This window comes from Nocardia arthritidis (assembly GCF_011801145.1).
Taxonomy (GTDB): domain Bacteria; phylum Actinomycetota; class Actinomycetes; order Mycobacteriales; family Mycobacteriaceae; genus Nocardia; species Nocardia arthritidis_A.
This window is the reverse complement of sequence record NZ_CP046172.1, coordinates 5,578,221-5,603,597: the sequence shown is the minus strand read 5'-3', so window position 1 is coordinate 5,603,597 and position 25,377 is coordinate 5,578,221. Positions and strand designations below refer to the sequence as shown.

General features: G+C 67.8%; 28 protein-coding genes. 10 read left to right on the top strand and 18 right to left on the bottom strand.

What is annotated here, in order from left to right; all coding sequences use genetic code 11:
* Positions 1-25: 25 nt before the first annotated feature.
* Positions 26-904 (bottom strand): alpha/beta fold hydrolase, encoded by an 879-nt coding sequence (locus F5544_RS25200; RefSeq protein ID WP_167475476.1) that lies wholly within the window; start codon positions 902-904, stop codon positions 26-28.
* A 69-nt stretch (positions 905-973) separates the two neighbouring features.
* Here F5544_RS25200 and F5544_RS25195 point away from each other — a divergent pair, with 69 nt between their 5' ends.
* Positions 974-1,585, top strand: a complete 612-nt coding sequence (locus F5544_RS25195; protein WP_167475475.1) for a TetR/AcrR family transcriptional regulator — start codon at positions 974-976, stop codon at positions 1,583-1,585.
* 33 nt (positions 1,586-1,618) lie between these two features.
* Here F5544_RS25195 and F5544_RS25190 read toward each other — a convergent pair whose 3' ends face one another.
* The 4 genes from F5544_RS25190 to F5544_RS25175 form a co-directional block, all read right to left on the bottom strand.
* A complete protein-coding gene (locus F5544_RS25190) occupies positions 1,619-2,059 on the bottom strand; it encodes a GlcG/HbpS family heme-binding protein (RefSeq protein ID WP_203217346.1) in 441 nt (146 codons plus the stop codon).
* 130 nt (positions 2,060-2,189) lie between these two features.
* Positions 2,190-2,969, bottom strand: a complete 780-nt coding sequence (locus F5544_RS25185; protein WP_167475474.1) for a hypothetical protein — start codon at positions 2,967-2,969, stop codon at positions 2,190-2,192.
* A gap of 128 nt (positions 2,970-3,097) precedes the next feature.
* Entirely contained in the window at positions 3,098-3,907 is an 810-nt protein-coding gene (locus tag F5544_RS25180) for an SDR family NAD(P)-dependent oxidoreductase (protein WP_238846648.1), read from the bottom strand.
* Between the two features lie 18 nt (positions 3,908-3,925).
* The gene (locus tag F5544_RS25175) at positions 3,926-4,795 is read right to left on the bottom strand and encodes a helix-turn-helix domain-containing protein (protein ID WP_203217345.1); all 870 of its coding nucleotides are present in this window, start codon (positions 4,793-4,795) and stop codon (positions 3,926-3,928) included.
* A gap of 107 nt (positions 4,796-4,902) precedes the next feature.
* Between F5544_RS25175 and F5544_RS25170 the strand changes: the two genes are divergently transcribed.
* Positions 4,903-6,312, top strand: coding sequence for an alkaline phosphatase family protein (locus F5544_RS25170; protein WP_194252434.1), 1,410 nt, complete (start codon positions 4,903-4,905; stop codon positions 6,310-6,312).
* A gap of 230 nt (positions 6,313-6,542) precedes the next feature.
* Here F5544_RS25170 and F5544_RS25165 read toward each other — a convergent pair whose 3' ends face one another.
* The 3 genes from F5544_RS25165 to F5544_RS25155 all read right to left on the bottom strand — a co-directional run bounded on the left by F5544_RS25165 (position 6,543) and on the right by F5544_RS25155 (position 8,174).
* Positions 6,543-7,013, bottom strand: coding sequence for a DIP1984 family protein (locus tag F5544_RS25165; RefSeq protein ID WP_167475473.1), 471 nt, complete (start codon positions 7,011-7,013; stop codon positions 6,543-6,545).
* A gap of 193 nt (positions 7,014-7,206) precedes the next feature.
* Complete coding sequence (locus F5544_RS25160; RefSeq protein ID WP_167475472.1) at positions 7,207-7,599, bottom strand: RidA family protein; 393 nt, start codon at positions 7,597-7,599, stop codon at positions 7,207-7,209.
* Positions 7,596-8,174: a DinB family protein gene (locus F5544_RS25155; protein ID WP_167475471.1), complete on the bottom strand. Its 579-nt coding sequence runs from the start codon at positions 8,172-8,174 to the stop codon at positions 7,596-7,598. Before F5544_RS25155 ends, F5544_RS25160 begins: the two co-directional genes overlap by 4 nt.
* Before the next feature lie 62 nt (positions 8,175-8,236).
* Between F5544_RS25155 and F5544_RS25150 the strand changes: the two genes are divergently transcribed.
* A complete protein-coding gene (locus F5544_RS25150; RefSeq protein WP_167475470.1) occupies positions 8,237-9,211 on the top strand; it encodes a helix-turn-helix transcriptional regulator in 975 nt (324 codons plus the stop codon).
* Positions 9,212-9,619, top strand: a complete 408-nt coding sequence (locus F5544_RS25145; protein ID WP_167475469.1) for a RidA family protein — start codon at positions 9,212-9,214, stop codon at positions 9,617-9,619.
* A 1-nt stretch (position 9,620) separates the two neighbouring features.
* Here the strand turns inward: F5544_RS25145 and F5544_RS25140 are convergent, their stop codons facing one another.
* On the bottom strand, positions 9,621-10,181 hold the full coding sequence (locus F5544_RS25140) for a YbhB/YbcL family Raf kinase inhibitor-like protein (protein ID WP_167475468.1): 561 nt from the start codon (positions 10,179-10,181) through the stop codon (positions 9,621-9,623).
* Between the two features lie 28 nt (positions 10,182-10,209).
* A complete protein-coding gene (locus tag F5544_RS25135; RefSeq protein ID WP_167475467.1) occupies positions 10,210-11,100 on the bottom strand; it encodes an alpha/beta hydrolase family esterase in 891 nt (296 codons plus the stop codon).
* 71 nt (positions 11,101-11,171) lie between these two features.
* On the opposite strand from F5544_RS25135, the gene F5544_RS25130 reads away from it, so the two are divergent.
* Positions 11,172-11,600 (top strand): MarR family winged helix-turn-helix transcriptional regulator, encoded by a 429-nt coding sequence (locus tag F5544_RS25130; protein ID WP_203217344.1) that lies wholly within the window; start codon positions 11,172-11,174, stop codon positions 11,598-11,600.
* A gap of 134 nt (positions 11,601-11,734) precedes the next feature.
* Positions 11,735-12,586 carry a GNAT family N-acetyltransferase gene (locus F5544_RS25125; protein WP_238846647.1) on the top strand — a complete coding sequence of 284 codons (852 nt, stop codon included), beginning with the start codon at positions 11,735-11,737 and terminating at the stop codon, positions 12,584-12,586.
* A 21-nt stretch (positions 12,587-12,607) separates the two neighbouring features.
* Here the strand turns inward: F5544_RS25125 and F5544_RS25120 are convergent, their stop codons facing one another.
* Positions 12,608-14,107 (bottom strand): APC family permease, encoded by a 1,500-nt coding sequence (locus F5544_RS25120; RefSeq protein ID WP_167475465.1) that lies wholly within the window; start codon positions 14,105-14,107, stop codon positions 12,608-12,610.
* 125 nt (positions 14,108-14,232) lie between these two features.
* Between F5544_RS25120 and F5544_RS25115 the strand changes: the two genes are divergently transcribed.
* Both F5544_RS25115 and F5544_RS25110 read left to right on the top strand, forming a co-directional pair.
* On the top strand, positions 14,233-14,937 hold the full coding sequence (locus F5544_RS25115; protein WP_167475464.1) for a hypothetical protein: 705 nt from the start codon (positions 14,233-14,235) through the stop codon (positions 14,935-14,937).
* 63 nt (positions 14,938-15,000) lie between these two features.
* Entirely contained in the window at positions 15,001-15,693 is a 693-nt protein-coding gene (locus tag F5544_RS25110; protein ID WP_167475463.1) for a peptidoglycan recognition protein family protein, read from the top strand.
* A gap of 107 nt (positions 15,694-15,800) precedes the next feature.
* On the opposite strand, the gene F5544_RS25105 is transcribed toward F5544_RS25110, so the two are convergent.
* The 3 genes from F5544_RS25105 to F5544_RS25095 all read right to left on the bottom strand — a co-directional run bounded on the left by F5544_RS25105 (position 15,801) and on the right by F5544_RS25095 (position 17,388).
* Positions 15,801-16,070, bottom strand: coding sequence for a hypothetical protein (locus tag F5544_RS25105; protein WP_167475462.1), 270 nt, complete (start codon positions 16,068-16,070; stop codon positions 15,801-15,803).
* Between the two features lie 165 nt (positions 16,071-16,235).
* A complete protein-coding gene (locus F5544_RS25100; RefSeq protein WP_167475461.1) occupies positions 16,236-16,604 on the bottom strand; it encodes a hypothetical protein in 369 nt (122 codons plus the stop codon).
* Positions 16,605-16,662: 58 nt separating this feature from the next.
* Complete coding sequence (locus F5544_RS25095) at positions 16,663-17,388, bottom strand: class I SAM-dependent methyltransferase (protein WP_167475460.1); 726 nt, start codon at positions 17,386-17,388, stop codon at positions 16,663-16,665.
* A gap of 172 nt (positions 17,389-17,560) precedes the next feature.
* On the opposite strand from F5544_RS25095, the gene F5544_RS25090 reads away from it, so the two are divergent.
* Positions 17,561-19,189 (top strand): flavin monoamine oxidase family protein, encoded by a 1,629-nt coding sequence (locus F5544_RS25090; RefSeq protein WP_275106966.1) that lies wholly within the window; start codon positions 17,561-17,563, stop codon positions 19,187-19,189.
* A 233-nt stretch (positions 19,190-19,422) separates the two neighbouring features.
* Here F5544_RS25090 and F5544_RS25085 read toward each other — a convergent pair whose 3' ends face one another.
* Genes F5544_RS25085 through F5544_RS25070 form a run of 4 tightly spaced genes read right to left on the bottom strand, consistent with a single transcriptional unit; the run spans position 19,423 to position 22,722 of the window.
* Complete coding sequence (locus tag F5544_RS25085; protein WP_167475459.1) at positions 19,423-20,040, bottom strand: MBL fold metallo-hydrolase; 618 nt, start codon at positions 20,038-20,040, stop codon at positions 19,423-19,425.
* Positions 20,037-21,122, bottom strand: coding sequence for an S-(hydroxymethyl)mycothiol dehydrogenase (locus tag F5544_RS25080; protein WP_167475458.1), 1,086 nt, complete (start codon positions 21,120-21,122; stop codon positions 20,037-20,039). Before F5544_RS25080 ends, F5544_RS25085 begins: the two co-directional genes overlap by 4 nt.
* A gap of 8 nt (positions 21,123-21,130) precedes the next feature.
* Complete coding sequence (locus F5544_RS25075; RefSeq protein WP_167475457.1) at positions 21,131-22,315, bottom strand: NAD(P)/FAD-dependent oxidoreductase; 1,185 nt, start codon at positions 22,313-22,315, stop codon at positions 21,131-21,133.
* Positions 22,312-22,722: a bifunctional 3-phenylpropionate/cinnamic acid dioxygenase ferredoxin subunit gene (locus tag F5544_RS25070; protein ID WP_167475456.1), complete on the bottom strand. Its 411-nt coding sequence runs from the start codon at positions 22,720-22,722 to the stop codon at positions 22,312-22,314. Before F5544_RS25070 ends, F5544_RS25075 begins: the two co-directional genes overlap by 4 nt.
* 203 nt (positions 22,723-22,925) lie before the next feature.
* Between F5544_RS25070 and F5544_RS25065 the strand changes: the two genes are divergently transcribed.
* Complete coding sequence (locus tag F5544_RS25065; RefSeq protein ID WP_167475455.1) at positions 22,926-25,376, top strand: GcvT family protein; 2,451 nt, start codon at positions 22,926-22,928, stop codon at positions 25,374-25,376.
* Position 25,377 lies beyond the last annotated feature (1 nt).

Below are 25,377 nucleotides of genomic sequence, written 5' to 3'. Positions count from 1 at the left end.
GCAAGAGTGTGCTGCCGCCAGGGACTCAGCGAGTAAGGAAATCCCGCAGCGCGGTGATCAATGCGGCCGGGTTGTCCTCCTGAACGTTGTGCTCGGCATTCGGTATCGAGACGAGTTCTCCGTACGGAAGCCGTGCGATGAGGCGTTCGGCGGTGGTCTGGGTGACCACCCTGCTGCGTTCGCCGCGCACCAATAGCACCGGCGCATCGGTCAATTGCGCGGGCAGCCCTTCGACGGCCGCGAGAATGGCTGGAAAATCGGGTGTGCTCGGATCGGCCTTCGGCACCCAGTCGCCGTCGGGTGCGCGGAAGAACAGGGTGCTCATCCGGTAGGTGACGACGGCGCGATCGGCGCTCGGATTGATTCGCATCGCGGCGCCGACCACGGTGTCGAGATCCTGCACCGGGCTGAGGCCGAGCACGAATGTTCGCATCAGCCAGGTGCTTTCGAAGTCGACGCCCGGTGCGACATCGATGAGCGCCAGCCGCTCGACGAGGTCGGGTCGCGAAGCGGCGAGCTCGGCCGCGACCAGGGCGCCGAGTGACATGCCGACCAAGTGGACCCGGTCGAAGCCGAAATGGTCGGCCGCCGCGGCGACATCGGCCGCCATGGTGGCGATGCGGTAGTCGTCGGACCAGTCGCTCTCGCCGTGCCCGCGCAGATCCAGCGCGACCAGCCGCGCGTCGCGGCGCAGTCCGAGGCAGACGAAATCCCATGTGTGCGCGGTCAATCGGCCACCGTGCAGCAGGATGACCGGGGAACCCGTTCCGCCCCAGTCGAATCCGTGTAATCGGCAGTCGGCGCGGGAGAAGTGGAATTCGGTGGGCGGTGTCGGGTCGTCGACCTCGACGCCCAAGCTGGTCGCCAGTTCGACCATCGCCGGAATCGTGAATTGTCGGTGCATATGTACCCCCTTACCTTGAGTCTCCAAGGTAAGGGTTTCTACCTTGATTGGTCAAGGTAAGCTTGGCGAGTGGCTACCCGAGTGCGACGCAATCCCGATGAGGCCAAGCGGATGATCCTCGAGGCGGCGAGCGGACTGCTCGCCGCGGGCGGTCCGGCCGCCGTTCAAGTGCGGGCGGTGGCCGCCGAGATCGGGGTGTCCGATGCCGCGGTCAACCACCACTTCGGCACCCGTGAGCAATTGTTGGAGGCGCTGCTGCGCTTCGGCGGGGCCAAGCTGAAGGCGCAACTGCACGCCGTGCTCGGCGCGTGGCCCGACGGTCCGATCGACCCGGCCGACCTGGTGCACGCGTTGTACGCGCTGTACGCCGACGGTTACGCCGATCTGGCGGTCGCGCTGTACCGGTCCGGCTGGCGGGATACCGGCAGCGGGCTGCTCGACGAGGTGGTGGACCGGCTGCACGCCCAGGCGCGGCAGCACGGCGCGACCGTCGGGCTCACGCCGCCATCGCGCGAGACGCTCCAGGTGACGGTGGCCGCACTGCATCAGGCCGTCGCGCTGGAACCGTTGTTCGGCGGTGAATTCCGCCGCAGCGCCGGACTCGACGCGTCCGCGAGCGATCGCACACTCGACTGGTGGATCGACATCCTGCGCACGATGGTGTTCCCGGCTGCTCCATGAAAGGCGAACAGCCGCAACGAAATTCGCCTCGGATCAGCCGAGTTCGCCGGTGGGGTCCGCTTGCCAGCGCAGCACCGCCGTCTGCACGGCCTCCTCGTCCTCGACGGCGAGGGCGCCGGATGCGCCTGCGGCGCCGAGGATTACCTCACCATCGGTGACCAGCACGCCACCCGCGTACGGGACGTAGTCGCCGCCGTAGAGGTGCTGAATGCCGTCGACGATCGCGCCCGGGAGTTGGAGTTGGCCGGAGGGTCTCAGCGTAAGCAGTGCGGTGCGCGCCTTGGCCACGGCGATTCGGCTGGTCATGGGCATGCCGCCGTCGGCGCGCCGCAGCGCGATCACCTCTCCGGCAACATCGATGACGGCCACCGCGAGCGGCGGAAACCCGCGCTCCGCACCGACCGCGAGCGCCGCCGCCACCAGCCGATCCGCATCGGCCAATGTCAAACCGGGAAGTCGCGCGATATCAGACACGGGTACGAAATCTATCGTCGGCAATCCGGCGAGTCAACGGAATTCACCAGCGGCACAACCTGTTACCGGCGGCCAACACCCGCGAATGGCGCGCCACGACACCGCCCGCCTTGATCAGCCGGGGAAGCAGCTATGCCTCGGCGTTGACGGCGGCGACACAGGCGCGGATGACCGCCGCGAACAGATCCCGGCTGATGGTCTCGTACTCACGTTGCCGATCGGGTTCGTCGAATTGGAGGTCGTTCCAAGATCCCATACCACCGAATACCCAGGCGGCCTGCGCCATACATGCCAGGCGATGGCTGTCGGCATGCCCCCGATCATCGGGGAACAGGTCCTGGTGATCCACATTGCGCGGTTCACCACTGCCAGACCATTGCCCGCGAGCCTGCGCGAACAGTCCATCCCACGGCGGCAACACATTATGGGATGCGAACTCCTCGGCATGCTGGAGTGCCTGGTTCAGGAATCGCGCAGCTTGCTGAAGATCGGGTAGCAGGGGGCCGGAAGTCACCGGCTGCGACCGATAGGTGACAGTCCAAATCCGCTGGTCGGGTGCGTTACGGTCGCCGATTTGCCAGCGCGCCTGCCATAACCGGTTCCCGGCCGCACCGGTCGTCAGCAGCCCGAGCTGGACGCCGCCGGCGAACGCGGCCGCCTTGTGCGCGGCCAGTCCGCGCTCGTCCTGCGGATCCAGGTTCGGGACCGCGAGCCATACCCGATCCACCCCGTCTGCTGCCAGCTGTCGCATCCAGCCGTCCACGCCTGCGGCATCGTCGAAGATGATCGAGCCGACAAACTGCATTGTGCTGTGCGTCAATTCGAACCCGGCGGGAGAGGTCTGCCGACTGCGTAACCATGCGGTGGCGTGAGTGGCCAGGGCCATGCAACAGGCCAGTTCACCGTCCATGGTCGGTAGTTTAACGAGAGTCGGTGAGCGGAGCCTGCCGCCGGTGATGACGGGTATGGCACGCGGTTCTTTTGATACTGCGCTCGGTCGGTTCCGCGCCACCGTACGGGCGGAAATCCATGGCACAGTCAGCGTTTATCGCGCTGACCTTCGGCGAGTTGCCTGCTCACCACCTCGGCGCCGAGACGGCGCTGGATCGCGGCGGAGAGGCTGGGCGCGGCGCTGCCGAGGACGGCGATGGCGCGCAAACCCAGTGGGGCGACGTCGATTTCGGCGCGGTTGCGCTCGATGGCCCGAATGGTCGCGTGCGCGACATCTCGGGGTGAGCGGGTGCCGACCCCGCGGGGCAGGGTGGCGCCGGAATCGGCGAACATGCCCGCGTCGCGGATGTAGCCGGGGAAAACCGTCGAGACCCCGACATTGTGCGGCCGCATATCCTCGCGCAGTGCGAGGGCGAAGCCGCGCATGCCGAATTTGGTTGCGTTGTAAAGGGATAGGTGCCCGGATGCGGTTTTTCCCGATATCGATGAAATGAAGACCAGATGACCTCGGCGCCTTGCGGCCATCCGCTGTGCGGCCACTTTCGCCATCACGATCGGAGCGCGCAGGTTCACGTCCAGCACGCGGTCGATCTCATCGATCGAGCGGTCTGTCAGCAGACCTCCCGCCGGTAGCGCGGCATTTGCGACAACTATGTCCACCTCGCCCGCCGCGGTCAGCAACCGCTCGACCTCTGTCGGGTCGGCCAGGTCGGCGGGAATTGCCTTGCCGCCCAATGTCCGCGCCAGCGGCTCCAACAGGTCGGCGCGGCGTCCGGTGAGTATCAGCTCGCCTCCGCCCGCGGCCATGGCCGTCGCCAGCTCCCGGCCGAGCCCGCCGGTGGCCCCGGTGATCAGTATCTTCGCATCGCGCACCCGCATGGGTTCATGGCCTCGCATGACCCCACTGTGGCGTGCTCACGGTCGCGAATCTTGTACAAATGTTTGTTCATTCGCGAAGGCGAGGCGTTCGGCGGCGGCCTCGTCGTCGACGGCCAGTGTCCGCGGTGTCCTTCCAGTGAAAGCCATGACTTCTCGATGCAGATGGGACTGATCGACATAGCCGCACTCCGCCGCGACTTGGGCTGCGCCGTGCCCCGCGGCCAGGCGGCGGGCGGCATTGTCGAAACGCACCAGTTTCGCGGCGTATTTGGGCGGGACGCCGATCTGCGACCGGAACCGGGACCACAGTCGCCCTCGGCTCCAACCGATCTCGGCCGCCAGAACCTCGACCCGCACCCGGCCGCGACTGCCGATGATTCGTTCCCACGCCCAGGCCACCTCGGGGTCGACGGACGGGCACACCGCGGCTCGTCGGGTCAGGAGGTCGTCCGTCAACGCGAAACGCTCATCCCACGAAGTAGATTCGCCGAGTTGCTCCCGGATTCGCGCCGCGTCCGGACCCCACAGCTCGTCCAGGGTGACAACGGAGCCGTCCGGGGCCGCGCCGAATACGTTTCGTGCGACCAGCGGAGACAGCCGCACCTCGACGCATTCGATGCGCTCCGCCCGGACACATACACCCGTTGGTGCCAGCCCCGCGACGAAACTGCCCCGCCCATGCCCGCCTGTGACGTCCAATTCCAGTGAGCCGTCACCGAATTCGAGCACCAGGGTGACCGATGGATGCGGGATCACCCGCAACTCGATCGGGCCGGGCCCGCGATTCCGATCGCGGAATCCGCCCATATCGATGCCACGCACCCGGCTAGGTCGCGCCGGTCGCGCGACATCCCATGCGGTGCCAGCCCGGCCCGTATCGGCGTATCCGGGCCCGGTGGATCCCATCGCCCCATCCTATGTGCGGTGGTGCCAAGAATTTTCGTGCGATTCAGGACATCGACGCATCGTGCTGGTATTGGTGGATATCCGGGGGCATGGACTGAGGAGCGTTCATGAACGGCCAGATCGGGCTCACCCGTCGGCGTTTCATCGAGGGCGCCACCGCGGCGGCGGCGCTGGCGGCCATGCCGATCAATATCCGTCGCGCGCTCGCCGAACCGGTCGCGCCGCGGCCGGTCGAACATGTGGTGCTGCTGATGCAGGAAAACCGTTCGTTCGACCACTATTTCGGCACGCTGTCCGGTGTGCGCGGATTCGGCGATCCGGATGCGGCGCGGCTGCCGGACGGGTCGTCGGTATTCAGGCAACCGGATGCGGAGAATCCGGACGGATACACCCTGCCGTTCCATCTGGATACCTATCGCAATAGCGTGCAGCGGATCCCGTCGACCTCGCACGCCTGGACGGTGCAGCACGACGCGCTCGACGGCGGCAGGATGGACCGGTGGTTGCCCGCGCATCGCGCGGCCGACGGCGCGAACGGTCCCTATGTCATGAGCTACTACGAAAGAGCCGACATCCCTTTCCATTTCGCGCTCGCCGACGCGTTCACCGTCTGCGACGCCTACCACTGCTCGGTGCTCGGCCCGACGGCGCCGAACCGGTTGATGTGGATGACGGGGACGATCGATCCGGACGGCGCGGGCGGCGGTCCGATCATCAGCAACGATGTGCCCGAAAACGGTTACGGCTGGACGACTTACGCCGAGCGGCTGGAACAGGCGGGTGTGAGTTGGAAGGTGTACGTCGAGGCCGGTCAGCCGTACAACGTGCTGGCCGATTTCCAGCAGTTCCGCGCGGCCGCGCCCGATTCGCCGCTGTACCGCAAGGCAGTCGCGCCATCGCCCGCGGGCGCCTTCGAGAACGACGTCTGCTCGGGCGCGCTGCCCACCGTAACCTGGCTGATGCCGCCGGAGGTCGCGTCGGAACATCCCGCCTGGCGGCCCGCCGACGGCGCGGCCTTCATCGCCGACAAGATCAATGCCATCGCCGCCGATCCGGAGCTCTGGGCGAAAACCGTATTCATCCTGAATTACGACGAGAACGACGGGCTCTTCGATCATGTGGTGCCGCCGCTGCCGCAGGCGGGTGAACCCGGCGAATTCGTCGGGGATCTGCCGATCGGCGGCGGCTACCGCGTACCCTGCGTCATCGTATCCCCGTGGACGGCCGGGGGATGGGTGGCGACCGAACGATTCGATCACACATCCGTGCTGCGCTTCCTCGAATGGTTCACCGGCGTAACGGAACCCAATATCTCACCGTGGCGCCGCCGCGCCTTCGGCGACCTCACCTCGGCGCTGCGGCTCGACCAGGCCGCCGCCCAGCCCGTGACCTTCCCGGGCGTCCAACTCGAAGTGGCCAGGGCTGACATGACCGACATGCTTCCGGCGCCGGTCGTTCCGGCCAGCCCGCAGGCGCAGCCGGTCCAGGCACCGGGAAGCAGACCACACGTGCCGTGAAAAGCCTTGGAGCATGGTGGAGTACCCCTTGCCCGCCCTCGTCGTCACGGATCTGCACATGGTTGTGTGCTGTGCGCGATGCGCCTTTACTTGTGCGCGGTGCTGGGCTGCGTTGTAAATAGGGAGTTGAACCCATTTGCACTGCCCACCGTGCAACCAAGAAAGGGACCGAATAGCCCGTCGGTCCTGGCGGGTCGTGCACGCCTCCGCGACGACTACCTGCTCCACCGTCAGTCCAGCAGGTCCACCTCCCAGTTCGCACGCTGGATCCGCACATCGAGTTCGCGCAGTTCCCGGGCGAGAACGTCGGCGCGGGAACGCAATTCGGCGACGGGTAGCGCGGTGAGCCACTTCAGCTCGGAGCGCAGCTGGCGGGCGTACCCGCCCTGGTTCGTGCCCGCCGCGGCGTCGGCGGCGGCGGTCACCACGGAGTGCCGCAGCCGCAACGCATCCCGGCGTGCCAGCGCATCGGTGAGGGTATTGTCCGCGTCGATCCGCGCGGCGGCGTTGGTGCGGTTGATCCGCTGGATCAGCGTTTCGAATTCGCCGAGCACGTTTTCGGCCTCGACGAGCAGCGCCGAGGCGTCCTCGGCGGGCTCCTCACCCTCCTGAAAGCGGGCGTTGCCGACGATCCTGGCGCGTAGCTGCTCGATCCGCCGCGCCGCGTCCGCACGCAACGCAAGCGCCTCCGCCAACTTCAAATCCCGACCTCCGACTATTTTTTGGGTGATCCCGCCCGCGGTGATCCTGCCAGCCCCTGCGGTGCCGTCATCCCGCGGGTGCTCCCCGACGTTGGGAATGCGACCGGATTCGCGCTGTGCAATCGAGCCTATCCCCACGGAACGTAACCGCGAATCCAACTGTCTTGCAGCCAGATTCGCGATGTACGAACGGTTATTCCGGTATGACCGCGACCGCATCGATCTCCACGAGCACACCAGGACGCGCATGCCCCGCGGTGGTGACAACCGTAACGGCCGTGCGGTATTCACCCCACACCGACCGTGTGGCCGCGTATCCCGCTTGTGGGTCGACCCCGGCGACGAGGTAGACGCCGAGCTTGACCACATGCTCCGGACCGGTCCCCGCCGCGGCGAGCACGGTCAGCACGTTGCGCATCGCCTGTGCGGCTTGCGCTTGCGCGCCATCGAGGAGTTTGCCGGAGCTGTCGGTGCCGAGCTGACCGCCGACATACAGCGTCCGGGCCGCGGGCGCGATGACGCCTTGAGCGAAAGCCGGGCTGTAGGGGAGGCCTTCGGGGTCGATCAGGGTGATCGCTTCGGTCACCGGCGTTCCCCGGATTTCGTGTGCAGGTAGAGATCCCGCAGCAGGCTGACCTCGGAAAGATGATGGATCAACTCGCGGTTGATGTGGAGTATCAGCGCGGCCATCGGCAGGTCGGGGTAGGGCTCCTTCGAGCCGACCGGGGTCAGCAGCGCGGCCTCGTCGAGGCCGCGCACCCCGGCCATCCAGAGCTCGACCTGAGTGTCCAGTTGTTCGAGCGCGGTGGCGGCCGTTCCGGCGTACTCCCATTTCTCGTATGACGTTGCGGGCGCGCCGAAGTGCGTGGCGTTGCGCATGGCGAGCACGCCGACGATGACGTGCCCCAGCCGCCACGCGATCGTGGTGAACGGTGCCGGAGTCGGGGTCGGGAAGGCGTAGTCGATCGTGAAGTCCCCGGAGCCTGCCTGTACCGGTGCGGTCGAGGTGCCGCGCGGCCGGACACTCCAGGCGTCGGGTACCGGCGACCAGAAGTATTCGTCGTCGGTGAGTCCATCGAGCCGGGCCCGCACCTGATGGTTCCAGTGCCACTCCCACTGCTCGCGCAATATCTGGTTCCAGTCGAACTGATCTGAGTTCATGCCATGACCCTGACATGCCTAGCGGACAGGTTCGGTCCGCTATTTCTGGCAAGGTTGACGATATGGCAGTCGACGAACGGGGCACGACGGAGCGGGTGCTCACCCTGCTCGGGCTGCTGCAGCAGCGTCAGGTGTGGACCGGTCCCGAACTCGCCGACCGGCTCGGCGTCACGGAGCGCACGGTGCGCCGTGATGTCGGGCGGCTGCGCGCGCTCGGGTATCCGGTCCATGCCAGCCAGGGTGTCGGCGGCGGTTACCGGCTGGGGCCCGGACAGGATCTGCCGCCGCTGCTGCTCGACGATCAGGAGGCGATCGCCACCGCGGTCGCGCTGCTCGCCGGCGCGGGTGGCGCGGTCGCCGGTGCGGGCGACGCCGCGCTCCGGGCGCTGTCCAAACTCGACCGGGTGCTGCCGACCCGGTTGCGGCAGGAGGTGCGCGCGCTGTCGGTCGCGGTGGAATCCTTCGACGGCGGCCGCATACCGGTCGATCCCGATGTGCTGATGACGCTGGCCCGGGCCTGCCGCGACGAGGTGGAGACCGGCTTCGACTATCCGTCCGGCGACGGGGTGCGGCTGCGGCGGGTCGAGCCGTATCGCCTGGTCGCCTCCGACCGGCGCTGGTACCTGTTCGCATACGATCTCGACCGGGCGGATTGGCGCACCTTCCGGGTCGACCGGATGTCCGCGGTATCCGCGCGGACCTGGCGATTCCACCCCCGCGACGTACCCGACGCGGTCGGCTACGTGCAGGAGAGCGTGGCGAGCCGGGTCTACCCGCACCGAGCGCGCTTCCTCGTATCCGCGTCCGCCGATGTGGTGCGCGCGCAGATTCCGGCGGCGGCGGCCGTCGTGCTCTCGCGCGGGCCCGAACGTTGCGAGGTGCGCAGCGGCGGGCGCGATCTCGATTTCGTCCTGATGCACATGCTGCTGCTCGGGCACGATTTCGAAGTGCTCGACCCGCCGTCGCTCGCGAGCCGCTGTCATGAGTTGGCGCGGCGGCTCGCGGCGGCGGGCGCCGGCGCGGGTAGCGTGGTGTGAATGCCGAAGAGCGTGACGCTGATTCGCTCCGACCAACTGTCCGACGTCGCCGAATATGCCTATGCCGCAACGGCTCCCGCGCAGGCCCGGCTGATCTTCCTGGCCGGGGCCTGCCCGCTGGAGGCCGACGGGTCCACCGCCGCCGTCGGTGATTACGCGGGTCAGGCCGTGCGGGTGCTGGCGAACCTGCGGACCGCGCTGGCCGCGGCGGGGGCCACCATCGAGGATGTGATCAGCACCAGGGTCTATGTCGCGTCGTCGCGGCGCGCCGACCTGGTCACGGTATGGGAGGTCGTGCGCGACGCCTTCGGCGACCACGACGTGCCGAGCACCCTGCTCGGGGTGACCGTCCTCGGCTACGCCGACCAACTTGTCGAGGTGGAAGCCGTTGCGGCCGTGCTGGATTAGTTCACCCGCGTTCGTAGAAGGCGTCGATGCGGGCGCGGGCGAGTGCGCGTCCGGCCGCCAGCACCTCGGCCGGTTTCGCCGACTCCAGGGATTTCCCGGTGGTGATCGGCTCGGCGAGGGCGAAGAGTTGGAAGACGTAGCGGTGCGGGCCGTGTCCCTTGATCGGCGCCGGGCCCATATAGCCGCGGCCCCAACCCGAACGCAGGATCAGCGCGCCCGGCGCCGGATCGTCCGCGGCGAGCCCGTTCTGCGGGAGGCCGCCGAGCGTGGGGTCGAGGAGTGCGACGGCGTGCACGAACGGCGTCTTCATCGGTGCGTCGGGATCCTCGATCGCCAGCAGCAGTTGGGCCGTTTCCGCGGGCGGCGGCGACCAGGTGAGCGCGGGGGAGCGGTCCTGGCCGCCGAGCCGTTTTCCGGCGTGGATCACGTTCAGGTGCGATTCGTGCTCGAAGTCGGGGCTGGTGATCCGAAATGTGCTGCCCCCGGCCAGATTCGGTCGATTCCAGGCCAAACCTTCGTCGCCCGCGCGCTTGTTCGCCAATAGCTTTCCCAGCACGGACATATTCGAACTCCTTGGTAGTCGGTTGATTTCAGAGTTTGCGGGCCCGCGCCGGAATGAGCAGCGGACGGGCGAACCGGAGGATCTCCGCGGCGGCGTCGAATTCCCGTGTGGTGGCGAAGCCTGGGGCGCCCGCCCATTCGGCGGGTACCGGGGCGCCGGGCCAGCTGTGTCCGCCGCCGAATACGGTCCACGCGGTCACCCGGCTACCTCCGACGCCGCCGTCGACGGTGTGGCGGCTGGACAGGGCGGTGGTCGTTGTCGTGCCGGCGCCGCCGCATCGGTCGATCGTGCGCCAGTGCTCCGCGCTTTCGGCCAAACTCAGTGTGCGGCCGCGTAATTCACCGTTGGGTCCGCGATTCCGGGAAAATCCGCCCTCGATCGGCTGGATCGGATCGGCGGTGCCGTTGATCAGCATCGCCGAAACCGCGTGGGTCGGACGGATATCGCGCAGCGCGGCCGGAAGCGCGCCCGCCACCGCGGCGAAAACCGGTACCTGATCGGCAAGTTCCAATGCTACTCGATGAGACATGAACGCGCCGTTGGAGATTCCGGCGACGATCGTTCGATCCGGCGCGGTGCCGAATCGTTCGGCGCACCGTTCGATCAGCCGCCGCAGGAAGGCGATATCGTCGACGCCCGCCTCGTCGGCCGCGGTGACCCCGCGCCCATCGGCCCAACATTGTTGCCAGCCATCGGGATACGCCACCGCGATACCCGATTCCGCGGCCAGCGCGCCGAATCCGAGCCACTGGTCCATGAGCGGTCCGGCGCCACCGGCCGAAGGCCGGTCGCCCGCACCGGACATATTGCCGTGCAACGCCAATACCAGCGGCGCGCCGCGATCCGACGGCGGACGCACGCTGAACGTGCGCGTCCGTCCGTCGACCGTCAGCTCGGCGGTGACCAGGTCCTCGGTCATTCGATGCCATCCTTCATGCCCGGCGATAATATACAGGCAAACTGTGCAGTTTTACTGTACTGTAATGAGCCGTGAACGAGGTGGCAAGCGAGAAGATCGCGGAAGAATTGCAGTCGGTGATCGGTGCGCTGGTCCGGCGGATGCGCGCGGTCTCACCGGAGCGCGAACTGTCACTGTCCCAGGTCTCGGTCCTGAAACGCCTCGACCGCGACGGTCCGGCGACCATCGCGGACCTGGCCCGCGCCGACAAACTCCGCCACCAATCGATGGCCGCGACGGTCACCGCGCTCGTCGACCGCGGCCTGCTGCGCCGCACCGCCGACAGCGCCGATCTACGGCGAAAACTGTTGACCCTCACCGATGACGGCCGCGCCCTGCTCGCCGAGCGCCGCGCAACCGGCCACGAACATCTCGCCGACCTCATCGCCGACCGGCTCACCGCCGCCGAACGAAAACAGGTGGCGACATCGCTGGCGCTACTGCGCCGGTTGCTCGATTGACGATGTCGAAACTAGTTGGCTGTCAAGGGAATCGCGGGGTTGGTGACGGCCGGAGACCGGCCCGCGAAAATCGGTTTCCTCGGGGGCGGATTGTTCGTACCGTAAGCGGAATGGATTGTGTTGTGGTCAGGCCGATGGGTGCGGACGACCTGGCGGGGGCGGAACGGACTTCGGATGTGGTGTTCCTCGAAGGCGATCGGCGTGATCGGCGGGTGAGTGAGCCTGAGCCGCAACCTCGTTCGGCGGAGGCGGCGAAGGGGTGGATCGACCGCATGCGCTATTTCCTCGAGGTGGATCCGCACGGATGTTGGGTCGCGGTCGAGGATGCGCGGATCGTCGGGTTCGCGATCTCGCAGAACCGGGATCGCCTGTGGTACTTGGCAACTTACGGTGTGCTACCGGACCGGCAGGGGCGCGGTATCGGCAAGCGGCTGCTCGACGCGGTACTGGCACACGCCGGCGGCCGTCAAGGAATGTTCTCTTCCACAGTGCATCCCGCGGCGACGCGCCGCTATCGATTGGCCGGTTTCTCGTTGCACCCGCAGATGCGCATGGTGGGTACCGTCGATCGGGCCCAGCTTGCGGCGGTGACCGGTCTGTCCGACGGGTCGGCCGACGATTTCGACTGGATGGATCGGCTGGATCAGCGACTGCGCGGCGCGGGTCACGGCGAGGACCATCAGTATCTGCTGAAGCAGCACCGCCTGGTCGTATCCCGCCCGGACCGGCCCGGTTACGTGTACATCGACGGCCGGGGCCGTCCGGTCCTGCTGGCCGCCGCCGATCCCCGCATCGCGGAGAACCTGCTCTGGGAAGCGCTCGCCACGGCGCAGGCCGATACGCTCGTCAACTGCATCACCACCGCCAACGAATGGGCCGTCGATGTCGGATTGGCCGCCGGACTCCAGCTCGGTCAGGAGGGCTACCTCGCCGTCCGCGGTATGCCGACCCCCGCGCCCTACCTGGCCAGCGGGCAGTTCCTCTGAACCGTAACGAGATTCGGGCGCTCACGACTCGTCGGCGAACACCCGCCGCATCTGCGGTAGCCGGTCGGGATGCCGCACACGCAGATAGCCGAGTACGAGAATCCCGATGACATACCAGATTCCGATGATCAGGCCCGCCGCGCTCGACGGATAGGTCAGCGGGGTAATGAATTTCAGCACCGAGGTGCCGATACCCATCGCGGTGAGCCAGGCCGGGACGAACGCCGCGATGCCGAGCACCGGAATCACCAGATGCAGTAGCCAATTGAATTCGGCACGCTGACGGCGCAGGTAGTACATGGTGCACGACAGGTTGAACACCATGTAGACGGCGATCATCACGCCGGACAGCATGGTGGCGAGGAGGACGAAGGCCGCGCTCGGCCCGAAATGGATGCCGATCGGCAGGCCGACGGCCAGCGTTACCAGCAGTTGGACGATGACGCCGACGTGCGGCGAATTCCACCGCGGATGGGTGCGCGCCAGCGCGGCGGGCAGCAGCCCGATCCGGGACATGGCATACCAGGTGCGGGTGGTCGCGAGGGTGCCGGCGTTCCCGTTGGCGAAGGTGGAATTCAGGATCGCCAAAAACGCCAGCACCCAACCGATTCCCCACACGTCGCGGGCGAGCGCGACCCACGGGCTGCCGTCGCCGAGCTCGCCGAAGCTCACGTATCGGTCCGGCCCGAAGTACACGTCGCCCGCATAGGTGGTGAACACATAGAACACGCCGATGGCGCAGCAGGACGCCACCACGGCGACGGGTATGGTGCGGCGCGGATTACGGGCCTCCTCGGCGAGCGGCGCCGCGGCCTCGAAGCCGATGAATGCCAGGATGGTATAGATCGACGCCGCCGCGACGCCGGAGAACCCTTGGTAGCCTTCGACTTTCGCGAAGTGGAGGGTGAAGACGCTCCCGGTGTTCACCGTGCCCGCCTTGACCACCAGCCAGCAGGCCAGCACCAGGAACACCAGGATTTCGAACAGGCCGAGCACGGTGCCGACCTGCGCGCTGATCCGCACGCCGCGATAGTTCAGCAGCGCGATCAGCAGGGCCGCCGCGATCATGACCACGATCCAGGTGGCGGTGAACGGCCAGTCGAATTCGCTGTGCAGCACCGAGCCGACCAGATAGCCGACGAGGACCGTCGTTGTGGGGCCGATCAGCGCCTCGACCAGCCCGTAACCCCAGCCGACCAGGAACCCGATCGCCGGGTGCAGGGCCTCGGCGGGGTAGGTGTAGATGCTGCCCGCGGACGGCAGATGTTTGGCGAGCTGTCCGATCGAGGTGGCCACCAGCAGGCAGGCGATGAGGGCGAGCAGGACCGCCAGCGGCAGTGCGCCACCGGCGTATCCGGCGCCGACGGCGATGGAGAGCGCGACCGCGCCCGCGGGCGCCATCGAGGTGACGGACTGGAACAGCACCTCGCGCAGGCCGATGGCGCCGCGCGCCAGACCCGGGTCCGCGGCATCGATCCGGCCTGTCTCCTGCCGTCCTTCGGTGGAATCGGCGGCTGCCATATCCGCCTCCTTCTTTTTCGCACGAGCATCGGTGACGCGGCTTACCGGCCAGATCGTCATTTTCCCGCGTCGCACCCCGCGCCGGAGGAGCATTGTGAAATATGTTTGCGGATGAATTCCGTTCCTTGTCCGATAGTTTCGCCGCCCTCGGTGTGGAACTGCCGGGAACGGTCGGGCTCGCCTGTGCCCCGGTCGGCGGCGGCCACGGCATCGCGCTCGGCGACTGGTCCGGCGGCGTCGCCTGGTCCACCAGCAAGGTGCCGCTGGCTGTCGCCGCGCTGCGGGCGGCGCCGGCGGCCGCGAAACCCTATGTGACACCGGCCATCACCCGATCCGACAATGCGGCGGCCGAGCGGTTGTGGTCGATGCTCGGACCACCGGCCGTCGCGGCGGCGGCGGTCGAAGCGGTGCTGCGGGACGGTAGCGACACCGTGACCCGGGTGCGATCGCGCCGGGTCCGGCGCGAGTACACCGCCTTCGGTCAAACCGAATGGAGTGCCGTCCGGCAGGCGCTGTTCACCGCGCACCTGCCGTGCATCGAGCTCGGGCCGGACGTCCTCGCGTTGATGCGAAGGCTTGTCCCGGAACAGCAATGGGGTTTGGCCCGGCTGCCCGGCGCGGCCGTCAAGGCGGGATGGGGTCCCGACGAGCCGGGCAACCTGGTGCGGCAGATGGCCGTGCTGCGCAACGGATCCGGTTGGACCGCGGTAGTTTTGGGCGCGGAACCGGATTCGGGCGCATTCACCGACGGAATCGCCTTGCTGGACAAGCTCACTGGATGGGTCGGCGCGCATCTGCGGCGACTACCCGCCGGCCGATGCCAACGGTGATCGCGCCGGAATCTCGCGCGCGGAACGATACCCGCGCCGCCCGGCCGGACCTATGCTGGAGATATGGTCGGCGCACCGCCATTCCGGGATCCTGTCGAAACGTCCTTCGCCTGGGGTTTCCCCGCCGTCACCCGAACCGGGTGGGCGGCCGACGAATCGCTGCTGACCTGGACGGATCACGCATTCGCGCCCGCTCAGCTGATCACCGTCCACCACACCTTCGATTTCGACGGGACCGGCGCCACCGATTATCGCGATGTCGTGCGCGCGGTGTACGTATTCCACGCCTCGCCCGCCCACGGTGGGCGCGGATGGGGCGATATCGGCTACCACCTGATCATCGACCCGAACGGTGTCGTCTACGCGGGCCGCGATACCGGCGACTCCGCGCCGATCTTCCGGCCCGGTGCGGTATTGGCGCCCGGCGCGGAAGTCGTTGAGGCGGGCCATGTTTACAATGCGAACCCGGGCAATATCGGCATCTGCCTGATCGGGAACTTCGATGCGACACAGCCGACCATGGCGTCGCTGGGCGCGCTGCGCGATGTGCTCGGAAAGCTTTGCGCCGGTTTGGGATTGAATCCGATGGCCGATGTCCGTTACACCAATCCGACCACCGGACTTTCGGTCGAGATGCCGTCCATCGCCGGTCACCGGGACTGGTCGGCGATCGCGGGCCAGACGACCTGCCCCGGCCAGCATCTGTACGACCTGCTGCCCGCATTGCGGGCGGCGGCCGTCGAACCCATCGGCTGAACCGTACCCGGGGCGGCCGGTTTACCTGGCGCTATGAGGTTCTTGATTGCGGCTTCCGGCAGAACGCGGACACCCGAGCCCGGGCGTCCGCGCTCTGCCGGGCTGGCTCAGGACTTCGGCGCGTCCGGCGGCGGGCACGGCTTGCCGTTGAGGTCGGACGGGGGCGGCAGCGGCTTGCCGTCGGGGCCGACCGGCGGCGGGAGCGGCTTGCCGTCCGGGCCGAGCGGCGGGGGCAGGCATCCGTTGTTGGGCGCGTCGACCATCTGGTAGCCCGGCTGCGCGCCGGTTGCGGTGGGGGCTGCGGTGGCGGCTCCGGCGGCGATCAGGCCCGAGCCAACGATCGCGGCGGAGAAGACAATGGCCATGCGGAGTTTCATCCGGATTTCCTGTCTCGAATGTTGTTGTCGGTCATTGGGTTTAGACGCGCGGCGGCCCGATGGGTTCCATCCGGGATGTGAGTGTGATCGAGGTCACAGATTCGCCGGGTCGGTCGCTGCCGGATAGCCATCGGCTCGAATACGTCGTGGCCGGGCCGAAAGCGGTTACGGCGCCTGCGTTTCCAGCGCCCGCGCCGCCTGCAGCGCGGCCTCCAGGCTGTGCCGCGCCGCGGCGATTCCGGCGACGGTGGCCACCGTCGATTCGGCGCCGACGTCGCCGAGCGCGTTCCCGAGCTGGGTCCTCGCATTCCCGATCGCGGCCAGCTCCGAGTTCAGCGCCGTCACCGTGCCGGGCGAGGTGGTTCCCGGCAGCGTCGAAATCCGCTGCGACAACGCGGTTCGCGCCGCATCGAGCAGTGTGAGCGCCGCCGTGAGCTCCGTGGTGAGCCGCGCCGAACCGGAACCGGCCGCCGCGGCCTCGATCCCGGAAATGCCGTCCGCGGCCGCCTGCAACGCATCGAGATATTCGGACATCCCGGAACCTTTCGGATCGTGGGCCGGCACAACCCAGCTTAATGACCCGGCAGGTGTTTCAGTCGCGGGTGGCGATGAAGACGAACTCGCGGCCGGGACGATCCGGCGCCTCCCGAACATCGAGTACGCGAAAGTCGTTGGCGGCCAGGCTCGCATCGATCTCATCCCGGTCGCGGAAGCGGATGGTCGAATCCGAGACGAGCACCGCGCCATCGGATTCGAATCGGTATTCGACGCGGAAGGAAACGAACGGGAGCCGCACATCGGTGACCGTGCGCAGCTGCCGCACGGGCCCGATACCCGCAACGTCGACCGTGACCGGCCCGGGATCGGCGGCCCAGTCCTCCCAGGCTCGGCGCTCGGGACGTCTGGTTTCGAAAACCAGATGGCCGCCGGGGCGCAGCGCCGCGTGAATTCGGCGCAGGCTCAGCATCCACTCGTCGTCGGAGAGGATGCACTGCGCGGCATTTCCGGTCATCAGCGCGAGGTCGGCGGCGACGGCGGGCACCGTCGTCGCATCGCCTTCGAGCCAGGTGATCCGCCTGTCCGGGTCCTTGGCCCGCGCGATGTCCAACGATGCGGCCGCGGGCTCCACTCCGGTGACGGTGCGGCCGCCATCGGCGAGCAGAATCGCGAGACAACCTGTGCCGCAGCCGATATCGACCACCCGGCGGGCGTCCAGCTCGTCGGCGATGCCGAGATACGCGGGCAGGTCGTGGCGGGGGCCGTCGAAGGCGTCGTAGACGGCCGCGAGCCGAGGGTGAGCGAAAAGCGGATCCGGCACAGGGGAACGGTATCGGCTGAGCCGTGGTGCGGTCGACTGATTTCGAGGCGATCTGTCAAGCGCCGAATCGGTTGGGGGCGGGTGGGATAGGCGACAGTTCGGCGAATTCGGTTCGGGCGGGTGCTTCTTAGACTGAATATTCTTCAGGGCTCCGGGAGTGAAAGGGTGGGTCGTGCCACGGACTCAGATGATGCGGCTGGTGCGGCGGACCGTTGCCGATTACGGGCGGGCGGAGCGGATCGGCATGCCGGTGCTCGAATTCCGGGAGGCGCGGCGGGCCGGGGTGTTCGGCAGACGCGACCTGTTCAAATTCGGTGCGGTGCTGGGTGGTGCGGCACTGCTCGCGGGTGCGGTGGCGCGGCCGACCGCCGCGCAGGCCGCGGACGCACCGCGAATCGCCATCGTGGGTGCCGGGATCGCCGGATTGGCCGCGGCGTCGACACTCGCCGATGCGGGCGTCGCCGCGACGGTGTACGAGGCGAGCGACCGGGTCGGCGGGCGGATGTTCTCCGAACGCGAGTATTGGGCCGACGGTCAGGTCAGCGAATACGGCGGTGAGGCAATCGATTCCGATCACACCGCGATCCGGCGGCTGTGCGCGCGGTTCGGGCTGCCGCTGACCGATGTCCGCCGGACCGCACCGCCGGACAGCCATGATCTGCTGTATTTCGATGGCGGCTATATCCCGCAGGAGCGGTTCGTCGCCGATTTCCGGCCGGTGTACGAGGCGCTGCGGCGCGACCTGGCCGCGGCCGGACCGGACGCGCCGACCTGGGACCGGTCGAATCCGGCATCCGTCGCGTTGAGCAATCTCTCACTGGCGGAATGGATCTCGACCCGGGTACCCGGCGGCTACGGCTCGTGGATCGCGCGATTCCTCGATGACGCGTACGTGGTGGAATACGGGATGCCGACCGTCGGCCAGACGGCGCTGAACCTGGTGTATCTCATGGGCGATCAGGCCGATCCCGGCGATCCGCGGGTGTGGAGCGCCTCCGACGAACGCTTCGAGATCACCGGCGGCAACCAGCGATTGCCGGAGGCGATCGCCGCGGCGCTGCCGGAGGGCGCCATCCGGTTCGGCTCACGGTTGGCGGCCATCGCCAGCAATGCGGACGGCACGCAGACCTTGACCTTCGACGAGGGCGGTGCCGTGGTCGCCGATCACACCATCCTGGCGGTGCCGCTCGGGGTCTACGACCGGATCGATTATCGCGCAGCGGGTTTCGACGCGCGGATGACGGGTGTGCTGACCACGCTGGCGATGGGCAGCTGCACGAAGCTGAATATGCAGTTCACCGCGCGTCCGTGGGTCGGTGGCGGGCCGTGGCCCGGTTCGTCCACCGGGATGAGCTTCACCGACCTCGGCTACCACCAGATCTGGGACGCCACCGCCGGACAGCGCGGTGCGCACGGTATCGCGATCCAATACGGCGGGGGTCTCGGCGCGCTGAGATTCCAACCGCCCCAACCGTTTCTGACCGCCGATGATCCAGCCGTGCGCGACGCCGTCGCGACGGTGCTACCGCAGTTCGATCGGGTGGTGCCAGGAGTCGCCGAGCTGTGGAATGGCAAGGCGACCCTATCGGCTTGGCACCTGAATCCGAATTCCTATGGTGCGTATAGCTGTTACCCCGTCGGGTACTGTCACCGTTTCGCCGGATACGAGGGGATGCGCCAGGGCAACATCCACCTCGCGGGCGAACACACGTCACCGGAATCGCAGGGATATATGAACGGCGGCGCCGAAACCGGCATCCGAGCCGCCAACGAAATCCTCTCCGATCTGGGCATGACATAGTAACCGGGCGTCCTGGTAGCCGATGGAATCCTCTCTGAACTGGGCATGGATCCGTATCCGGGCGTCCTGGTCGCGAATGGAATCCTCTCCGAACTAGGCATCGATCCGTAACCGGGCATCCCGGTCGCCAACGTAATCCTCCCCGATCTGGGCGTGGATCCGTAACCGGGCGTCCGGGTCGCCAACGAAACCCTCTCCGATCCAGAAACGAACCAGTAAGCGGCGCAACCCGATCAGTGTCCGCGGGCGATCCAGTCCGCGAGCGCGGGCCGTTCGACACCGATTGTTGTGGTCGGCCCGTGACCCGTGTGCACGGTGGTTTCCTCGGGCAGGGTGAGCAGACGAGTACGGATCGAATCGATGATGGTGCCGAAATCGGAGTAGGAGCGCCCGGTGGCACCAGGTCCGCCCGCGAACAGGGTGTCGCCGGTGAACAGCGCCGCCGCCTCCGGTAGGTGCAGCGAGACCGAGCCGGGGGAGTGACCGGGAGTGTGCAGGATGTCGATATCGGCCCCGGCCACGGTGATCCGGTTGCGGCCGTCGAGAGAGTGATAGTCGTTGTCCGGGTGGGTCATTCGCCAGAGCGGTTCGTCGGCGGGGTGTAGGAGAACCGGCGCGTCGAGCAGGGCGCCGAGCTCCGGCGCCACGGTGACGTGGTCGTTGTGCCCGTGCGTGCACAGCACCGCGACCACGTGGCGCGCGCCGACGGCCGCCGCGATGGCGGCGGCGTCGTGCGCGGCGTCGACGACGAGCACCTCGCGCTCGTCGCCGAGCAACCAGACGTTGTTGTCGACCTCCCAGGTGCCGCCGTCGAGCGCGAAGACACCCGAGGTGACCACCCGCTCGATCACAGCACCACCACCGAGCGCAGCACGTCGCCCGCCCGCATCGCGGTGAACGCCTTCTCTACACCGTCGAGCGGAATCCGTTCGGAGACAAAGCGTTCCAGCGGCAAACGACCCTGCCGGTACAGGTCTACCAGCATCGGGAAGTCGCGCTCGGGCAGGCAGTCGCCGTACCAGGACGATTTGAGCGCGCCGCCGCGGGAGAACACCTCGATCAGCGGCAGTTCGATGGTCATCTCCGGTGTCGGCACGCCGACCAGCACCACGGTCCCGGCCAGATCGCGGGCGTCGAAGGCCTGCTTCCAGGTCTCCGGGCGGCCGACCGCGTCGATCACCACGTCGGCGCCGAATCCGTCGGTGTACTCCTTGATCTTGGCGACGGCGTCCTCGGTGCTCGCGTCCACCGTGTGCGTGGCGCCGAATTCCTTGGCCCAGACCAGCTTTCGCGGGTCGCGATCGACGGCGACGATGGTGCGGGCGCCGGCGAGCCGGGCGCCCGCGACGGCGGCGTCGCCGACACCGCCGCAGCCGAGCACGGCGACGGTGTCGCCGCGCGAGACGTTGCCGGTGTTCATCGCCGCGCCGAGTCCGGCCATCACGCCGCAGCCGAGCAGTCCGGCGACGGCCGGGTCGGCCGCGGGATCGACCTTGGTGCACTGCCTTTCGTGCACCAGCGTCTTGTCGGCGAACGCGCCGATGCCGAGCGCCGGACTGAGTTCGGTGCCGTCGGCGAGGGCCATCTTGCGGCTGGCGTTGCCGCTGTCGAAGCAGTACCACGGCCGCCCCCGCTTACAGGCCCGGCACTCGCCGCAGATCGCGCGCCAGTTGAGGATGACGAAATCGCCTGGGACGACATGGGTTACCTGATCGCCGATGGTCTCGACGATGCCTGCGGCCTCGTGTCCGAGCAGGAACGGGAAGTCGTCGTTGATGCCGCCCTCGCGGTAGTGCAGGTCGGTGTGGCAGACTCCGCACGCCTGGATCCGCACCACCACATCGTGCGGTCCCGGATCGGGCAGCACCACGTCGACGAGTTCGACCGGCGCCGCTTTGGTGCGTGCGACGATGCCGCGAACGGTTTGGGACACGAATCCTCCTACAGGGTTGCGATCGGTGCGTGGCGCCGCTCGAGTTCTTTACGGTACCGGGTGAAGAGCCGGGGATTGTCGATGGCGAAGACGGCGACCGGGACGCCGTCGCGCTCGTAGAGGGCGGTGCAGGATGGTCCGGCCGGGTCGCCGTCGACGATGCGGACCGCGTCGGCGGGTTCGCGCGCGCCCGCGAACTGGATCATCCGTCCATACTGCCGGGACCAGAAGTACGGCGGCGGCGCCGGGCGTCGCGGCGCGCCGGTGATGGCGGCGGCCGCGATGCGGGCCTGCACCCGCGCATTGGTCCAGTGCTCGCTGCGGTGGTGCGTGCCGAGATGCGGATCGTAGCCGCGGGCGCAATCGCCGATCGCGTAGACGCCGGGCAGTGAGGTGCGGCAGTCGGCGTCGGTGCGGAAACCGTTCTCGATGACGATGCCACTGGCGCGGGCCCATTCGGTTTCCGGCACCGCGCCGATGCCGACGATCACCGCGTCGGCGGGCAATTCGCTGCCGTCGCTCAGCCGCACCGCCGTGACCTGTTGCGCGCCGTGGAATTCCGTGACGGCGACACCGGTACGCAACCGTACGCCGTTGGCGGCGTGCAGGTTCGCGCACAGCGCGCCGATACGTGCGCCGAATACCGCGGCGAGCGGCGCGTCGGTGATCTCGACGACCGTCACATCCAAACCGAAACCGGCTGCGGTAGAGGCTATTTCAGCGCCGATCAGCCCGGCGCCGACGATCACCACCCGGCGTGCGGTCGCCAGCGCGGCCCGGATCGCGCGCGCGTCGTCGAGCGTGCGCAGGGTGTAGACGCCGGACAGTGTTCCGGCGCTGGGCAGGGTGCGGGCGCGGGCTCCGGTGGCGAGGACGACCGAGTCACCGGCGATTTCGGTGCCGTCGTCGACGAGTACGCGGGGTGGTGCCCCGGCGGCGAGGCCGATTGCCCTGCGGCCGAGCAACCACGTTGTGCGGGAGTCGGATTCGTCCTCCGGGCGGGACAGCGTCACATCGATTTCGCCGAGCAGGAATTCCTTGGACAGCGGCGGGCGGTCGTAGGGTGGATGAATTTCCGCGCCCAGCACGGTGATCGGGCCCTCGTGGCCGAATTCGCGCAGCGCGCCGACCACCGAGTATCCGGCCAGCGACGCGCCGACCACGACAATGTGCCGTGTTGCGGGTTCGCTCACGAAGCCTCCTCGTCAAAGCGCTGGCTCGCTGCTCCCTCGCCCGCATTCGGCCGCGGCGTCGGCTGTGCTGTCGATCCGCTCCCGGATACGGCCATCACGAAAATACGGCCGTCGCTCACCCGCACCGGATGAGTGCGCACCGCGACCTTGGCGGGCGGGCCGGATACCTGGCCGGTGCGCAGATCGAAACACGATTCGTGCAACGGGCATTCGACCGTGCAGCCGTCCACCCAGCCGTCGGCCAATGACGCGTCCTGATGGGTGCAGGTGTCGTCGATCGCGAAAAGCCCATCGGCGGTGTGGAATACCGAGATCGGCGCGCCGTGTTCGGGCCGGACGGTGGCGACGGCGCCTACCGGGAGATCCGCCGCCTCGGCGACGAACAGTTCGGCGGCTGGGGATTTCATGACGGATTCCATGACCCTCCTAGTTGCTTAATGCGCAACAGCGTCACATCACGCAACAGTGTGCGCCGCGCGGGCCGCCACCGTCAACGGCGAATTTTTTTGTGAACGAACGGTTTCCAGCGGTTGACAGCCCGGCGGTCCGGCGGGACCATCTGTTGCGTAATACGAATTCGTTGCGAATCGAGCAACATCGGAGGCACGCCTTGGCCAATCCAAGAGTTGTCGTCATCGGCGCCGGAATCGTCGGCGCGTCGCTGGCCGAGGAAATCACGGCGCGCGGTTGGACGGATCTCACCGTGCTCGACCGCGGCCCGCTGTTCACCACCGGCGGATCCACTTCCCACGCACCGGGTTTGGTGTTTCAGACCAATCCGTCGAAAACCATGACCGAATTCGCCAGATACACCACCGAAAAATTCGGCGCCCTCGAACATCCGGAGGGTTGGGTGTTCAACCGGGTCGGCGGGCTGGAGGTGGCAACCACTCGGGAACGCTGGCGCGATCTGCATCGCAAGGCCGGGTGGGCGCGGTCGTGGGGTATCGAGGGCAGGCTGTTGGACCCGGCCGAATGCGCCGCACTGCACCCGCTGCTGGACCCGGAGCGCATTCTCGGCGGATTCCACACGCCGACCGACGGTTTGGCGAAGGCGGTGCGCGCCGCGGCGGCGCAGGCCCGGCTCGCGACCGCGCGCGGCGCGCAATTCCGCGGACATCAGCACGTGCGCGGAATTGTCGAGCGCGGCGGCCGGGTGGCCGGCGTGGAGACGGCCGACGGCATCGTGCCCGCGGATATCGTCGTCTGCGCGGCCGGATTCTGGGGTGCGGAATTGGCGAAAAAGGTCGGTCTGGTGCTGCCGCTGGTGCCGATGGCGCACCAATACGCGAAAACGGGTCCGATCGCCCCACTGGCGGGCCGCAATACCGAACTCGGCGAGGCGAGCCTGCCGATTCTGCGGCATCAAGATCGAGATCTGTATTTCCGGGAACATGTCGACCGAATCGGGATCGGCTATTACGGCCACCGGCCGATGCCGATAGATCCGGCCGATTTACCGGAGCCCAGCGCGGCGGCGAGTATGCCGTCGATGTTGCCGTTCACCGAGGACGATTTCGGGCCCGCCTGGCACGAATCGGTGGAACTGCTTCCGGCGCTCGGCGATTCGAAGGTGGAAGAAGGTTTCAACGGTATCTTCTCCTTCACCCCCGACGGGTTCTCGATCATGGGCGAACACCGCGAGTTGGCCGGATTCTGGGTGGCCGAGGCGGTTTGGGTGACGCACTCGGCGGGCGTCGCGCGCGCGACGGCGGAGTGGATCGTGGACGGCACGCCCGGCACCGACGTGCACGAATGCGATCTGTACCGCTTCGAGGACGTCGCGCGCAGTGCGGAATTCATTCGCGAAACCAGCGCGCAGGCCTTCGTCGAGGTGTACGACATCATCCATCCGCACCAGTACCGCACCGCGCTGCGGGGGCTGCGCACCAGCCCGTTCCACAGCCGGCAGGCGGAGCTCGGTGCCTATTTCTTCGAGGGCGGCGGCTGGGAGCGCCCGGCCTGGTACGAGGCCAATGCCGAACTCGCGCAACGGCTTCGCGCGGCGGGTGTGCCGTTCCCGGAGCGCGACGAGTGGTCGGGCCGGTTCTGGTCGCCGATATCGATCGCCGAGGCGCACTGGACCAGGGAACGCGTCGCGATGTACGACATGACGCCGCTCACCCGCTACGAGCTGTCCGGCGCGGGCGCGCTTGCCCTGCTACAGCGGCTCACCACGAACAACCTGGACAAGAGCGTCGGCTCGGTGACATACACCCTGCTGCTCGACGAAAACGGCGGTATCCGAAGCGATCTCACCGTTGCCAGGCTCGGTCGCCACCTGTTCCAGGTGGGCGCCAACGGTCCGCTCGACTTCGACTGGTTCACCAGGCATCTGCCGGACGACGGCTCGGTGACGCTGCGCGACATCACCGGCGGCACCTGCTGCGTCGGGGTGTGGGGGCCCGCGGCGCGAGATCTGGTGCAGCCCCTGTGCTCCGACGATATCTCGCATGCGGCGTTCAAATATTTCCGCGCCCTGCGGACCCACCTCGGCGCGATACCGGTGACCATGCTGCGCGTCTCCTACGTCGGCGAGCTCGGCTGGGAGATCTACACATCGGCCGAATACGGTGGCGCGCTCTGGGATCTGCTGTGGACGGCGGGGCGGGCGCACGAGGTGATCGCGGCGGGCCGGATCGCGTTCAACAGCCTGCGCATCGAAAAGGGTTACCGCGCTTGGGGAACCGATATGACCCCCGAACACTCGCCAGCCGCCGCGGGACTGGATTTCGCGGTACGCATGGACAAGGCCGATTTCATCGGGAAGGACGCGCTGAAACACTCCGCGCCCGAAAAGACGCTGCACAGCATCGTTTTCGATGATCCGGCGGCGGTGGTGCTCGGTAAGGAGCCGGTGTATGTCGGCGATACCTGTGCGGGTTATGTGACCAGCGCGGGCTATTCGGCCACCATCGGCCGCTGTATCGCCTACGCCTGGCTGCCCGCCGCGGTCGAGCCGGGCGCGGTGGTCGAAGCCGAGTATCTCGGGCAGCGCCACACCGCGACCGTGCACGCGGAACCGGTGGTCGACCCGGCGATGGCCAGGATCAGGAGGTAGC

Bases quoted from the DNA above. Each gene is read 5' to 3' on its own strand.
- F5544_RS25135 (WP_167475467.1), bottom strand. From the start codon at position 11,100: ATGACCGAGGACCTGGTCACCGCCGAGCTGACGGTCGACGGACGGACG.
- F5544_RS25105 (WP_167475462.1), bottom strand. From the start codon at position 16,070: ATGAAACTCCGCATGGCCATTGTCTTCTCCGCCGCGATCGTTGGCTCG.
- F5544_RS25180 (WP_238846648.1), bottom strand. From the start codon at position 3,907: ATGCGAGGCCATGAACCCATGCGGGTGCGCGATGCGAAGATACTGATC.
- F5544_RS25120 (WP_167475465.1), bottom strand. From the start codon at position 14,107: ATGGCAGCCGCCGATTCCACCGAAGGACGGCAGGAGACAGGCCGGATC.
- F5544_RS25110 (WP_167475463.1), top strand. From the start codon at position 15,001: ATGGTCGGCGCACCGCCATTCCGGGATCCTGTCGAAACGTCCTTCGCC.
- F5544_RS25155 (WP_167475471.1), bottom strand. From the start codon at position 8,174: ATGAACTCAGATCAGTTCGACTGGAACCAGATATTGCGCGAGCAGTGG.
- F5544_RS25100 (WP_167475461.1), bottom strand. From the start codon at position 16,604: ATGTCCGAATATCTCGATGCGTTGCAGGCGGCCGCGGACGGCATTTCC.
- F5544_RS25125 (WP_238846647.1), top strand. From the start codon at position 11,735: ATGGGTGCGGACGACCTGGCGGGGGCGGAACGGACTTCGGATGTGGTG.
- F5544_RS25175 (WP_203217345.1), bottom strand. From the start codon at position 4,795: ATGGGATCCACCGGGCCCGGATACGCCGATACGGGCCGGGCTGGCACC.
- F5544_RS25200 (WP_167475476.1), bottom strand. From the start codon at position 904: ATGCACCGACAATTCACGATTCCGGCGATGGTCGAACTGGCGACCAGC.
- F5544_RS25140 (WP_167475468.1), bottom strand. From the start codon at position 10,181: ATGTCCGTGCTGGGAAAGCTATTGGCGAACAAGCGCGCGGGCGACGAA.
- F5544_RS25185 (WP_167475474.1), bottom strand. From the start codon at position 2,969: ATGGACGGTGAACTGGCCTGTTGCATGGCCCTGGCCACTCACGCCACC.
- F5544_RS25150 (WP_167475470.1), top strand. From the start codon at position 8,237: ATGGCAGTCGACGAACGGGGCACGACGGAGCGGGTGCTCACCCTGCTC.
- F5544_RS25145 (WP_167475469.1), top strand. From the start codon at position 9,212: ATGCCGAAGAGCGTGACGCTGATTCGCTCCGACCAACTGTCCGACGTC.
- F5544_RS25070 (WP_167475456.1), bottom strand. From the start codon at position 22,722: ATGAAATCCCCAGCCGCCGAACTGTTCGTCGCCGAGGCGGCGGATCTC.
- F5544_RS25170 (WP_194252434.1), top strand. From the start codon at position 4,903: ATGAACGGCCAGATCGGGCTCACCCGTCGGCGTTTCATCGAGGGCGCC.